The organism is Sphingomonas sp. SDUR79, assembly GCF_056821745.1.
The window spans coordinates 135607-148452 of the sequence record NZ_JBPDIN010000001.1 but is presented as its reverse complement, the minus strand read 5'-3'; the positions used below and the strand labels follow the sequence as shown (position 1 = coordinate 148452).

Sequence of the window (12846 nt, the reverse complement as noted above, 5' to 3'; positions counted from 1 at the left end):
GATGATGACCCGAACCGCCCTGATCGCGCTTGCGCTGACCGCCGCCGCAACGCCGGCGCTGGCCGGACCGCTCACCGTCGCGCCGCATCTGGCGAGCCACATGGTGCTGCAACAGGGCAAGCCTGCGCAACTCCGGGGCGGTGGTGCAAAGGCAGGGGAAGAGGTCACCGTCAGCTTCGGTGCGGTCACCGCGCGCGGGCGCGCCGATGCGCAGGGCGACTGGCAGGTCACCCTGCCCGCCCTCCCCCGCGGCCAGAGCGGCATGGTCACGATCCGCGCAGCCAGCGGCGCGTCGCTGCAGCTGGACGATGTCGTCACCGGCGATGTCTGGCTGTGCTCGGGCCAGTCGAACATGGACCTGCCGGTGTCGGGCAGTGCCAATCCCGACCGCACGGCGCGCGAGAGTGCCGGGCTGCCAATCCGGTTGCTCAAGCTCAAGCGCACTGCCGCGGCGAAGCCTGCACGCGATATCGTGCCTGAACTCGCCTGGTCGCGCGCGGCGCCCGACAATCTCGGCACTTTTTCCGCCGCCTGCTGGCACATGGCGCGCGAAATCCTGCGCAACGATCCCAAGACTCCACTCGGCCTGATCCACTCCGCCTGGGGCGGATCGACGATCGAGGACTGGATGTCCCCGGCAGCGCTCGGCACGTCCGGCGCGTCGCCCGAGCAGCTGGGCTGGCTCGACCGCTATGCGGCGGACCCAGCGGCAGCGCTTGCCGCAGCGGTCGAGGCGACCGACCGCTGGGCGGAACAGGTCGACCCTGGCTCGGCCGGAGCCGCTTGGGCCGCCCCCGGCTTCGAGGATGGCGACTGGGACCGGATTGCCGTCCCCGGCCAATGGGAGCGGTCGGGGATCGATGGCCTGGGCGGCTATGACGGGATCATGTGGTTCCGCACGAACTTCGCGCTGAGCGCTGCGGAACTCGGCGATGGCAAGGATGTCGTGCTCCAGCTTGGGCGGATCGACGAGCGCGACCGCGTGTGGATCAACGGCGTGCCGGTGGGCGCACAACTCGTTGCCGCCGAACAGCGCAGTTACCGTATCCCGGCGGGCGTACTGCGCGCGGGGGACAACAGCATCGCGGTGCGCGTGATCGACGAAATGGGCGGCGGCGGCTTCAGCGGCCCCGCAGACGCGCTCGCGCTGGTGCTGCCGGGCGGGGGGCGCAAGCCGCTGGCCGGACCATGGCGCTATCGTCGCGGCACCGCCGATAGCGCGTGGAAGCAAGCACCGCCCGCCATTCCGTGGAGCATGCCGCGCGGGCTGACCATGGCTTGGAATGGCATGATCGCGCCGCTCGCGGGCACCGGCCTGCGCGGCATCGCCTGGTACCAGGGTGAATCGAATACCAGTCGTGCCGCGGGTTATGCCAGCGCGCTACGGGCGTGGCGGACATCGTGGCGCGGACATTTCGGCGACCCAGCGCTGCCGGTCGTCGTCGTCCAGCTGCCCGGCTATGGCCCGCGCGGCGTCCGGCCCGTCGATGCTCCATGGGCGCAGTTGCGCGAGGCGCAGCGCGTCGTCGCCAATGAAGACGCGGGCACCGGGCTGGCGGTCGCGATCGACCTTGGCGTCGTCACCGACATCCACCCCGCGCACAAGGATGTTGTCGGCGAACGCATGGGTCAGGAAGCACTGCGCGTCGCCTATGGCATCGCCCGTCCCGCTGCACCCCAGCCGCTCAAGGCAACACGCACCGGCGAGGGCATCGCGATCAGCCTGCGCTCCGCCGAAGGCCTTGCAGTCAGTGGTGCGCTGGAGCCTGTCGGGTTTGAGCTATGCAACGCCAGCGGTGTGTGCCGCTTCGCGCGAGCCAGCCTTCACGGGCAATCGGTGCTGGTCATCGACGACGGCCACCCCGCCAGCGAAGTTCGCTATGCTTGGCAGGGTAGCCCCGCAATCAACCTCTATGCGCGATCGGGGCTGCCGGTCGTTCCCTTTCGACTGAAGATTGAGGCGGACTGACCGCACCGCGCGGCCATAACCGTTTTATTTCAGGATTCTCACCTCCGGGGGAGGAACGGCATCTGTCGCGCCTCGTTGAGTCGGCATTCCCTCGACCGGAGGTTTCCAGATGACCGAGACAATCGATTCCGCGCGCGCGGACGATGCGCCGCTTTCGACTTCCAAGCATCCGTCCACAGCGGTGGATGCTGCCACCGACACGTTCATCGACAAGCCAGCGGGTGGCGACGCCGACACGCTGGTCGGTCGGACCGTCACAATCAACCGCCCCCGCGCGGAGCTGTTCGCCTTCTGGCGCGACTTCACCAACCTCCCGCAGTTCATGGACAATGTGGAAAGCATCGAGCTGCTCGACGCCAACCGCTCGCGCTGGGTGGTCAAGGCGCCGGGCGGTGGCACGGTCGAATGGGTTTCGCAGATCACCGACGAACAGGACGGCGCATATATCGCCTGGGCATCGGTCGAGGGGGCGGATGTCCCCAATAGCGGCCGGATCGATTTCCGCGACGCCCAGGGCGATCGCGGGACGATCGTCACTGCCACGATCCTCTACGATCCGCCCGCCGGGATCATCGGCAAGGTCATCGCCAAGATGTTCCAGCGCGAACCCGCGATCCAGGCGCGCCGCGACCTGCGCCGGTTCAAGCAACTGATGGAAACCGGCGAGATCGCCACCGGCGCGCGCAACCGCCGCCTGCTCGAAGAAGGAAAGAACTGATGCGCGCACTGGCCTGGCACGGAAAACATGACGTGCGCGTCGACACGGTCGACGATCCCGAAATCCTCAATCCGCGCGATGCGATCATCAAGATCACCTCGACCGCCATCTGCGGCTCCGATCTCCACCTCTATGACGGCTACATCCCCACGATGCAGGCCGGAGATATCCTCGGCCACGAATTCATGGGCGAAGTGGTCGAAACGGGCTCGGCGTCGACGCTGCACAAGGGCCAGCGCGTCGTGGTCCCCTTCACCATTTCCTGCGGCTCCTGCTTCCATTGCGGCAAGCATCAATATTCGGCGTGCGATAACGGCCTGCCCGCCGACAATCAGGACATTGCGCAGACCGCCTATGGCCATCCGATGGCGGGCCTGTTCGGCTATAGCCATATGACCGGCGGCTATTCGGGCGGACAGGCCGAATATGTGCGCGTGCCGTTCAGCGATGTCGGCCCGATCGTCATCCCTGATGGGATAGACGACGACAAGGTGCTGTTCCTGTCCGACATCCTGCCCACTGGATGGATGGCGGCGGAGAATGCCGATATCGAGCCGGGCGACACTGTCGCGGTATGGGGTTGCGGTCCGGTCGGGCTGTTCGCGGTCCAGTCGGCGTTCCTGATGGGGGCCGAGCGCGTCATTGCCATCGACCATTTCCCGCGCCGGCTGGAACTCGCCAAGCGCTTTGGGGCCGAGACGATCAATTTCGAGGAAAGTGCCACCTATGAGGCGCTGATGGAGATGACCGGCGGCATCGGGCCGGACGCGGTGATCGACGCGGTCGGGCTCGAGGCGCACGGTCTGTTCGTCGATAATGTGATCGACCAGATCAAGGCATCGACGTTCCTGGGCACCGATCGCATCCATGCGATCCGCCAGGCGATCATCGCGTGCCGCAAGGGCGGGCGCGTCTCGATGCCGGCGGTCTATGGCGGGTTCGTCGATAAATTCCCGCTCGGCGCGTTCATGGAGAAGGGACTGACGCTCAAGACCGGTCAGACCCATGTCCAGCATTATCTGCCGGGCCTGCTCAATGCGGTGCTGGAGAACAAGGTCGATACCACCTTCCTGATCAGCCACCGGCTGCCGCTCGAACGCGCACCGGAGGGGTACAAGATGTTCCACGACGACCAGAATGAGGTGACCAAGGTGGTGCTGAAACCGGACTGGGCGCGTGATCGGATGGAGGTGGTGCGATGACCGGCGCAACGGGCAAGCTGGCGGTCGTCACCGGTGCCTCGACCGGCATCGGTTTTGAACTGGCCACGCTGGCGGCAAAGGACGGATATGACCTGATCGTCGTCGCCAACGAACCGCTGATCGCGTCCGCCGCCGATGATTTTCGGCAATTCGGGACGCAGGTGAGCGCCGTCGAGGCCGACCTGTCATCGATCGCAGGCGTCGATCAGCTACTCGACGCAGTGCAGGGTCGCACCATCGACGTCCTCGTCGCCAATGCCGGCATTGGCACCGGCGGGCCGTTTCTTGAGCAGGATGTGGCCGACTGGCGGCATTCGATCGACACCAACGTCACGGGCACCGTCTACCTGCTCCAGCGCGTGTTGCAGGCGATGGTGGCGCGCAATGAAGGCAAGGTACTGGTGACCGGATCGATCGCCGGTTACATCCCCGGAGCCTTCAACGCCATCTACAACGCGACCAAGGCGTTCATCGACAATTTCACCGAAGCGCTGCGCAACGAGCTGAAGGATGTGGAGGGCGTCACGCTGACCACCCTGATGCCCGGTGCGACCGATACCGAATTCTTCGCCCGCGCCGAAATGCTCGATACCAGCGTCGGGCAGGACGAGAACAAGGCCGATCCGGCCAAGGTGGCTCAGGACGGATGGTCGGCGATGCTGGACGGCAAGGGGCACATCGTCTCCGGCCTGATCAACAAGCTGCAAGTCGCCGCCGCCGGGATCGTCCCGCAGGCAATCCTGGCCGATCGCCACCGCGCCATGGCCGAGCCGGGCAGCGGGGAAGATTGAGGAGAACGATCATGTCCAACGAACACACCGAAACCCAGCCGCGTCCGAATGGCTCGACCGAGCCGGGCCACAAGGACCTTGCCGCGAACAGCGCGACGCAGACACAGGACCGCCCGAACCTGTCGACCGAGCATCAGCGCGAGGGCGATGCCCGCAGCCCCAGCGATACGCTGGATCGCGGCCAAAGCGACACCCCGGGCGGCCAGCCGCAGGAAGCCGTCGAGGATCGCCCGGTCGTCGGCACCGTCAAGCCCGACGACTATCCCAAGGACCTGCCCGATCACTGAGGACAATATGATCTCTGGGCTTTCGGAACGTTAGCTGCGGCCAGCTTGCAACCAAGATCTCATGTCCCGCCCAGCAGCGCGGCAAGCGCCTCCGCCTGCACCAACCGGCGCGCCAGTGCGCGCGTTTCCTCCGCCGCTGCCGCCGCCGCGTCGCGCTCGGCATCGAGCAGGGCAAGCATCGGCAGCGCGCCAGCCTGCACCTCGAGCCTGACGCCGCGCAGCGCCGCATCCGAAGCCTGGCGGCGCGCACGTGCCGCGATCAGCGCGCGGTCCGCACCGATCAGCGCAGCATAGGCGGCGGCCGTCCGCCGCTCGACCTCCTGCTCGGCAGCGCCCAATTGCGCGGACCGTTCGGCAAGTTCGGCCTCGGCCGCGCGAACCTTTGCCCCGGTGCGCCCGCCGTCGAACAGGGTCCAGCGGGCGCGTACGCCGACGCTCGCACTATCGGCGCGATAGCCGGGGAAGAACTGGTCGCGCACGCTCGCCGCCTCGGCATAGGCGCCCAGTGTCGGCAGGCGTTCGGCCCGTGCGCCGGATACGCCACCGCGCGCCACGTCGACCATCGCACGCGCTGCTGCGATGGCGGGATTCTTCGTCCTGGCGCGCGCAATCGCCGCCTGCATCGACAGGTCGGGTAGCGGCGGGACGGGCAAGCTGGTGTCGAGCACCACGTCCAGCCCCGACAAGGACCGCAGCGCCGCGTGCGCCGCCGCCTGCTCACCCTCGGCCATGGCGCGTGCGGCCTGCGCTTCGGCGAGACGGGCCTCGGCCAGCGCCATATCGGTGCTGGTCCCGGCCCCCGTCTCGTATTTCAGCCGCGCCTGACGCAACGCTTCGGTCAGCGTGGTTTCCATCCGCGCATAGGCGGCGGCGGTGTCGCGCGCTGCGACCGCCTCGGCATAGGTACGCACGACATCAATCCGCAGCGACAACGTCGACATTGCCGTTGCCGCCTGTGCCGCGGTTTCACCCGCGCGTGCCTGACCGATCGCTGCACCGACCCGGCCACCTGTAAAGAGCGGCAATTCGGTTCCGAACTGTAGCACGCGCGGTGTGACGGCATCGGCGCTGAGCCCGAAAAAACCCTGCGGATCGATCCGCCCGACGCCCAGCTGCCCCTGCGCGCTGGCGCTCGGCATCCGCTCGGCGCGTGCCTGATCGACCCGCGCCGAGGCACCGTCGGCCCGCGCACGCGCTGCGGCAAGATCGGGCGAGCGCGCGAGCGTCGCTTCGACCACGGCATCGAGCGACTGTGCCTGAACCGGCGCAGCGAATGCGACCGCCGCCGATGCCGCCAGCACGGCGCTCAGAGCATGGCGCCTCACCGGAACACCGTGCCCGGCCGCACGCCGATACGCTTGAACACCATCGCGGCCGGGCAGAAGCCCGTGAACGCGGCCTGGAGCATATTGGCCCCGGCAAACAGGGTAAGGCCGATCCACCACGGATGGACCGTCAGCGACAGGATGGCGCTCACCAGGACGACAGTTCCGGCAAAGGCGAGCACGGCGCGATCGAGGTTCATGGGACAGACCTTTCCTTAGTCGAAGCGGAGTTTCTTGATGCCGAGGACGTGCAGCGCGAGCTTTTCGTAAAAGGGTTCGCTCTCGCCCTTGCGGACCTTGCGCAGGAAATATTTCTCGAAGCCGATCTTCGCGAGATGGACCCATTTGCCCGACGCCGACCAGTTGGTGTTGCGCGGCGGGATTTGCGGCTTGGCGACGAAGGCGACGCCGCCGTCACCGAAATCGGCAAGGCAGATGGCGTTCCACGTCGCCTCATGCGTCGGTTCTTCGCCGGCATGGATCTGCTTCAGATTCTGCGCGATCGCGGTGACCATGCTTTCGATCATGAAGCCGGTCTTGGGCACGCCCACGGGCAGCGGAGTTGGCCCGGTCGGCGGGATCGCGATGCACACGCCGAGCGCAAAGACGTTGCGATACGTCGGGTTGCGCTGGTGCTTGTCGGTCAGGATGAAGCCGCGCGGATTGCTCAGCCCTTCGATCCCCTGCACCGCCGAAACGCCGCGAAAGGCCGGCAACAGCATCGCCCAGCCGAAATCGAGGTCATGCGCCTTCTTGAGCGAGCCGTCGTCATTGACCTCTTCGGCGTGCAGCACGCCATCCTCGACGCTGGTCACGCGCGTGTTGGTCAGCCATTTGATGTGCCGCTCGCGCATCTCGCTTTCGAGCATCGACTTGGTGTCGCCGACCCCGTCCAGGCCGAGATGTCCGATATAGGGCTCGGGCGTGACGAAGGTCATCGGCACCTTGTCACGAATCTTGCGACGCTTGAGCTCGGTGTCGAGCACCATCGCCATCTCATAGGCCGGGCCATAGCAGGACGCCCCCTGCGCCGCGCCGACGACGATCGGACGGGGATTGGCGCACAATTCCTCGAATTTCGCATGCGCGGATGCAGCGTGGTCGGTGTGGCAGATCGACTGGGTATGACCATCCGGCCCAAAGCCGGGGATCTCATCATAGGCAAGGTCGGGGCCGGTCGCGATGACGAGATAGTCATAGGCAACAGAGCTGCCGTCGAGCAGTTCGACGCGATTCTCGGTCGGATGCACCTTCGCCGCGCCCACGCTTGAATAGGCTATGCCGCGCTTCTGCATCACCGGGGGCAAGTGGACGCGGATCGCCTCCGGCTCGCGCCAGCCGACTGCGACCCAGGGGTTGGACGGGACGAACCAGTAATCCTCGCCCTTGTTCACCACCGTGACCCGCGCCTTGCCCTTCAGCGCCTCGCGAATTTCATATGCGGCGATGGTGCCGCCCAGCCCCGCCCCCAGCACCACGACATGTGAGTCCGACATGACCTCTCTCCAATAAATTCGAGTTGACTAATATGCTTGATAATGCATATTAGCAATACGCAATTTTAGAGGATTGCCATGTTCGGTCTGTTCAGGAGAAGCACGATGCGTGAGGTCACACCCAATGAGTTGAAGGCGATGATCGCGGACGGAACCGCGCTGGTCGTCGATGTGCGTGAGCATGATGAATTTGCGAGCGGGCATATCGCCGGTGCGGTCAATGTGCCGCTTTCGACCTTTGACCCAGCCGCCCTGCCCGATCCCGGCACGCGCACGCTCGTGCTCAACTGCGCGGGCGGCAAGCGGTCGGCAATGGCGCTGGGCAAATGCGCGGTGGCGCAGGCCGCGGTCGACACGCATCTCGCCGGCGGGATCGGCGCGTGGAAGGCCGCTGGCCTTCCCGTTGCCCAGGGAGCCTGACCGATGCGCCGACGCCTCGCCCTGTTGCTGGCGGCAACCGTCCTTTCGCTCGCCGCCTGCGGGGGCGAGGCCGAGGCGCCGGCCGCCAGCGCCACCCGCTATGCCGGGCCGACGCTCACCGTCCGCAGCAGCGACGCCGCCGACTGGCGGACCGTCAGCGCCAGCATCACCAGCGTCGATCAGGCGCAGGCAATGGCGCGCATCCCCGGCGTGCTGACCAGTCTGACGGTCAAGGAAGGCGATGTGGTCGCGCGCGGGCAGGTGATCGGCCGCATCGTCGATAGCCAGCTGGGCTATCAGAGCAGCGCCTATGGCGCGCAGGCCGCCGCCGCCGAGGCGCAGGCGGCGCAGGCGCGGGCCGAGCTGGCGCGGACGCAGTTCCTCTATGACAATGGCGTCTACGCCAAGGCGCGGCTGGATCAGGCACAGGCCGGCGCCCGCGCAGCGGAGGCGCAGATCCGCGCCGCCCGCGCGCAGCAATCGGCGGTGACAGCCGTTGCCGGACAGGGCGTAGTGACCGCACCGTCCGCCGGGCGCGTGCTGATCGCCAACATCCCCGCCGGGTCGGCGGTTGCGCCGGGCATGGCGATCGCGACGATCACCTCCGGCCCGGTGATCCTGCGGCTCGAACTGCCCGAAAGCCTTGCCGCCACGATCCGGCCGGGCGCGGCGGTTACCGCCGAACTGGCCGCCGGCGACACAAGGCGTGGCACGGTGACGAAGCTGTATCCCGCAGTGAATGGCGGCCAGGTGTCTGCCGATGTCGTCATCGACAAGTTGCCAGCCGACCTGATCGGCCGCCGCGTATCGGCGCGGGTCGAGGCCGGACGCCGCGCGGCGCTGATCCTTCCTAAAAGTGCGATCACCACCCGCTTCGGGGTGGACAGTGTCCGGCTGGTCGGTGCCGACGGGACGCTCGCGACGGTGCCGGTGCAGACCGCGCCGACCGGCAATCCGGATCAGGTCGAAATCCTGTCGGGCATCGCCGCGGGCGATCGGATCGCGCTGGGAGCGCAGAAATGAATCTCGGGATTTCCGGTCGGCTGACGCGCGCCTTTATCAACTCGCCGCTGACGCCGTTGGCGCTGCTCGCGGCGATTCTGGTCGGCCTGCTCGCCACCATCACCATCCCGCGCGAGGAAGAGCCGCAAATCTCGGTGCCGATGGTCGACATCATGGTGGCCGCGCCTGGGCTGTCGGCGAGCGATGCGGTCGAACTGGTCGCCAAGCCGCTGGAGACGATCGTCAAATCGGTCGACGGGGTCGAGCATGTCTATACCCAGGCCGAATCCAACGGCGTGATGGTCACCGCCCGCTTCCTTGTCGGGTCCAAGCCCGAAAATGCGGCGATCCGGATCGAGGAAAAGCTGCGCGCCAATATCGACCGGATCCCGGTCGGCATTCCCCCGCCGCGCGTGACCGTGCGGGGCATCAACGACGTGCCGATCGTCGTCCTCACCCTCACCCCCCGCCCCGGCGCGCCGGGTACGTGGAACGATCAGGCGCTGGCGCAACTCGCCGGGCGGCTGCGCACCGAAATCGCCAAAATTCCCGATGTCGGTCTGACCTTCATCGTCGGTGGCCAGCAGCAGGCGATCCGGATCGCGCCCGATCCCGCGCGGCTTGCGGCGATGCAGGTGCCGCTGGGCAATGTCATCGAGGCGACGTCACAGGCCAACCGCGCCTTCCCCGTCGGACAGGTGCGCGAGGGTGGCCAGACCGCGCAGGTCGTGGCCGGGCGCACGCTCGAGTCCGCCGAAGCGGTCGGGGCGCTCGTGGTCCGTTCGGTCCACGGTGCCCCCGTCTATCTGCGCGACGTGGCCGACGTCAGCGAAGCACCGACCCAGGATCAGGCGCGCGCCTGGCGCTGGTCGCGCGATGGCGATCGCTGGTCGAGCGCACCCGCCGTCAGCCTCGCCATCGCCAAGCGTGCCGGGGCCAATGCGGTCACCGTGTCGCACGCGGTTACCGATCGGGTCGAGCGGCTGAAGGGCAGCCTGATCCCCGATACCGTCACCGTCGCGGTGACGCGCAACTATGGCGAGACCGCCGACCACAAGGCGAACGAGCTGTTGTTCCACCTCGCGCTCGCGACCGGTTCGATCGTGCTGCTGATCGGCTTTGCGATCGGCTGGCGCGAAGCGGGGGTGACCGCGATCGTGATCCCCACCACCATCCTGCTCACCATGTTCGCCTCGAACCTGATGGGTTTCACGATCAATCGGGTCAGCCTGTTCGCGTTGATCTTTTCGATCGGCATTCTGGTCGATGACGCGATCGTGATGATCGAGAATATCGCGCGCCACTGGGCGATGGGCGATGTCGGAACCGAGGGTGGCCGCACCCGCGTGTCCGCCGCGATCGATGCAGTGGCGGAAGTCGGCAACCCGACCATCGTCGCGACGCTGACCGTCGTCGCCGCGCTGTTGCCGATGCTGTTCGTGTCGGGCCTGATGGGGCCGTATATGGCGCCGATCCCGATCAACGCCTCGGCGGCAATGATCTTTTCCTTCTTCGTCGCGGTGATCATCGCGCCGTGGCTGATGATCCGGTTTGCGCGCAAGACGCTTGCGGCGGGCCATGGCCATGACGATGCCCATGGCGGCAAGCTCGGCGCGCTCTATGGCCGCGTTGCCGCGCGGGTGATCGCCAGCCGGCGCAGCGCCTGGACCTTCCTGATCGCGGTAGGGCTGGCGACCTTGCTCGCCGGGTCGATGTTCTATTTCAAGGCGGTGACGGTGAAGCTGCTTCCGTTCGACAACAAGTCGGAGGTGCAGCTGGTCGTCGATCTGCCCGAAGGCACCAGCCTGGAGGCAACGTCACGCCTGCTGGAACAGGCGGCGGCGGTGTCGCGCACCGTGCCCGAGGTAACGGCGATGGAGGCCTATGCCGGGACCTCTGCCCCGTTCAACTTCAACGGCCTGGTCCGTCATTATTTCCTGCGCGACAAGCCGTGGATGGGCGACCTGATGCTCACCCTCGCCCCCAAGGAGGACCGCGCGCGCGCCAGCCATGACGTCGCCGTCGCGCTGCGCGAACGCCTCAAGGCGCTGCCGCTGCCTGCGGGCGGGTCGATCAAGGTCGTCGAAACGCCGCCCGGTCCGCCGGTCATGGCAACGCTGCTCGCCGAGATCTACGGGCCCGACGAAGCGACCCGGCGCAATGTTGCGGTCGAGGTGGAAAAGCTGTTCCGCTCGGTCCCGTTCGTCGTCGATGTCGACAACAGCTTCGGCGCGCCGGTGCCCGAGCTGCGGCTGATCCCCCTGCGCGACCGGCTCGACTATTACGGCCTGTCCGAACGCCAGCTGTTCGATTCGATCGGCGCGCTGATGGGCAACACCGTGGTCGGCGATGCGCCGCAGGGCGACGGGCGTGACGCGCTGCCGATCCAGATCGGCCTCAACCAGTCGCAGCGCAGCTGGAGCCAGGCGCTTGCCGCAACGCCGGTCGCGGTGACGCGCGGGGCCGCCGGGCCACAGCTGGTGCCGCTTGGCGAACTGATCGAGGCGCGGATGGTCACGGCGGATCCATCGATCTTCCGCCGCGACGGTCGCGGCGCGACGATGGTCAGCGCCGAACTGGCCGGCCGCTACGAAGCACCGATCTACGGCATGCTCGCCGTCAACGCAGCGATCGAGGCGCACGACTGGGCCGCGCGCGGACTGCCCAAGCCCGAAATCCGCCTGAACAGCCAGCCCGAGGACGAGAGCACCCCCTCGCTGTTGTGGGACGGGGAATGGGAGATCACCTGGGTGACCTTCCGCGACATGGGGGCGGCGTTCATGGTCGCGCTGCTCGGCATCTATGTGCTGGTCGTCGCGCAGTTCGGCAATTTCAAGATCCCGCTGGTGATCCTGACGCCGATCCCGCTCACATTGGTCGGCATCGTGCTGGGGCATATGCTGTTCGGTGCGCCGTTCACCGCCACATCGATGATCGGATTCATCGCGCTTGCGGGGATCATCGTGCGGAACTCGATCCTGCTGGTGGATTTTATTCGCCATGCGCGATCCGAGGACAAATCGCTGCGCGACACGCTGCTGGAAGCAGGGATGATCCGCTTCAAGCCGATCGTGCTGACGGCGGCGGCGGCGATGATCGGCGCGGCGGTGATCCTGACTGACCCGATCTTTCAGGGGCTTGCGATTTCGCTGTTGTTCGGCTTGGCTTCCTCGACACTGCTGACCGTGCTCGTCATCCCGGCCATCTATGTGGTGCTGCGCGATGACGAGCGGCCAATGACAAAGGCACTACAATGAGCGCACTGGACCTATCCCTCGACGAAATGCGCGTGCAGGCGGACGGTCTGGCCCGTCATCTGCGCGCGCTCGCCAACCCCGCGCGGCTGCTGATCCTGTGCCGATTGTCGGCGGGTGAAGCATCGGTCGGGGAGCTGATCGAGGTGACGGGCCTGTCGCAATCGGCGGTGTCGCAGCACCTCGCGCTGCTGCGCGAAGCTGGCGCTGTGGCGGCGCGGGTCGATCAGCAGCTGCGCCATTACTCGATCTCCGACCCTCAGGTCGGCCGGATCTTCGACGCGCTGTGCAGTGCCTGCCGTGAACCCGACGCCGCCCCGGCATGAACCCTTAGTTATATTGACATATACGAATATAAGAGCTATTTAATATTCCGAGGACG

12 protein-coding genes are annotated in these 12846 nt (G+C 66.8%); 9 read left to right on the top strand and 3 right to left on the bottom strand.

The features are described 5' to 3' along the window. Positions 1–4: 4 nt before the first annotated feature. The 5 genes from ACRYLO_RS00640 (at position 5) to ACRYLO_RS00620 (ending at position 4967) form a co-directional block, all read left to right on the top strand. Positions 5–1969, top strand: coding sequence for a sialate O-acetylesterase (locus ACRYLO_RS00640; protein ID WP_482658419.1), 1965 nt, complete (start codon positions 5–7; stop codon positions 1967–1969). A gap of 109 nt (positions 1970–2078) precedes the next feature. Further along, positions 2079–2687 carry an SRPBCC family protein gene (locus ACRYLO_RS00635; RefSeq protein WP_482658418.1) on the top strand — a complete coding sequence of 203 codons (609 nt, stop codon included), beginning with the start codon at positions 2079–2081 and terminating at the stop codon, positions 2685–2687. Next, a complete protein-coding gene (locus ACRYLO_RS00630; RefSeq protein WP_482658417.1) occupies positions 2687–3889 on the top strand; it encodes a zinc-dependent alcohol dehydrogenase in 1203 nt (400 codons plus the stop codon). The genes ACRYLO_RS00635 and ACRYLO_RS00630 overlap by 1 nt, the downstream gene beginning before the upstream one ends. Then, on the top strand, positions 3886–4680 hold the full coding sequence (locus ACRYLO_RS00625) for an SDR family NAD(P)-dependent oxidoreductase (protein WP_482658416.1): 795 nt from the start codon (positions 3886–3888) through the stop codon (positions 4678–4680). Before ACRYLO_RS00630 ends, ACRYLO_RS00625 begins: the two co-directional genes overlap by 4 nt. A gap of 11 nt (positions 4681–4691) precedes the next feature. Continuing rightward, positions 4692–4967, top strand: a complete 276-nt coding sequence (locus ACRYLO_RS00620) for a hypothetical protein (RefSeq protein ID WP_482658415.1) — start codon at positions 4692–4694, stop codon at positions 4965–4967. Positions 4968–5026: 59 nt separating this feature from the next. Here ACRYLO_RS00620 and ACRYLO_RS00615 read toward each other — a convergent pair whose 3' ends face one another. The 3 genes from ACRYLO_RS00615 to ACRYLO_RS00605 are packed head-to-tail and all read right to left on the bottom strand — an operon-like array spanning position 5027 to position 7788. After that, on the bottom strand, positions 5027–6292 hold the full coding sequence (locus tag ACRYLO_RS00615) for a TolC family protein (protein ID WP_482658414.1): 1266 nt from the start codon (positions 6290–6292) through the stop codon (positions 5027–5029). Beyond that, positions 6289–6492 carry a YgaP family membrane protein gene (locus tag ACRYLO_RS00610; protein WP_422056396.1) on the bottom strand — a complete coding sequence of 68 codons (204 nt, stop codon included), beginning with the start codon at positions 6490–6492 and terminating at the stop codon, positions 6289–6291. The genes ACRYLO_RS00615 and ACRYLO_RS00610 overlap by 4 nt, the downstream gene beginning before the upstream one ends. A 15-nt stretch (positions 6493–6507) precedes the next feature. Further along, a complete protein-coding gene (locus ACRYLO_RS00605; RefSeq protein WP_482658413.1) occupies positions 6508–7788 on the bottom strand; it encodes an NAD(P)/FAD-dependent oxidoreductase in 1281 nt (426 codons plus the stop codon). 105 nt (positions 7789–7893) lie between these two features. Between ACRYLO_RS00605 and ACRYLO_RS00600 the strand changes: the two genes are divergently transcribed. From ACRYLO_RS00600 to ACRYLO_RS00585, 4 genes are read left to right on the top strand one after another with little or no spacing between them, the layout of a single operon-like run. After that, entirely contained in the window at positions 7894–8208 is a 315-nt protein-coding gene (locus ACRYLO_RS00600; protein ID WP_482658412.1) for a rhodanese-like domain-containing protein, read from the top strand. Between the two features lie 3 nt (positions 8209–8211). Beyond that, a complete protein-coding gene (locus ACRYLO_RS00595) occupies positions 8212–9231 on the top strand; it encodes an efflux RND transporter periplasmic adaptor subunit (RefSeq protein WP_482658411.1) in 1020 nt (339 codons plus the stop codon). Then, positions 9228–12467, top strand: a complete 3240-nt coding sequence (locus ACRYLO_RS00590) for an efflux RND transporter permease subunit (protein ID WP_482658410.1) — start codon at positions 9228–9230, stop codon at positions 12465–12467. The genes ACRYLO_RS00595 and ACRYLO_RS00590 overlap by 4 nt, the downstream gene beginning before the upstream one ends. Then, on the top strand, positions 12464–12790 hold the full coding sequence (locus tag ACRYLO_RS00585) for an ArsR/SmtB family transcription factor (protein ID WP_482658409.1): 327 nt from the start codon (positions 12464–12466) through the stop codon (positions 12788–12790). The genes ACRYLO_RS00590 and ACRYLO_RS00585 overlap by 4 nt, the downstream gene beginning before the upstream one ends. Positions 12791–12846: the final 56 nt, after the last annotated feature.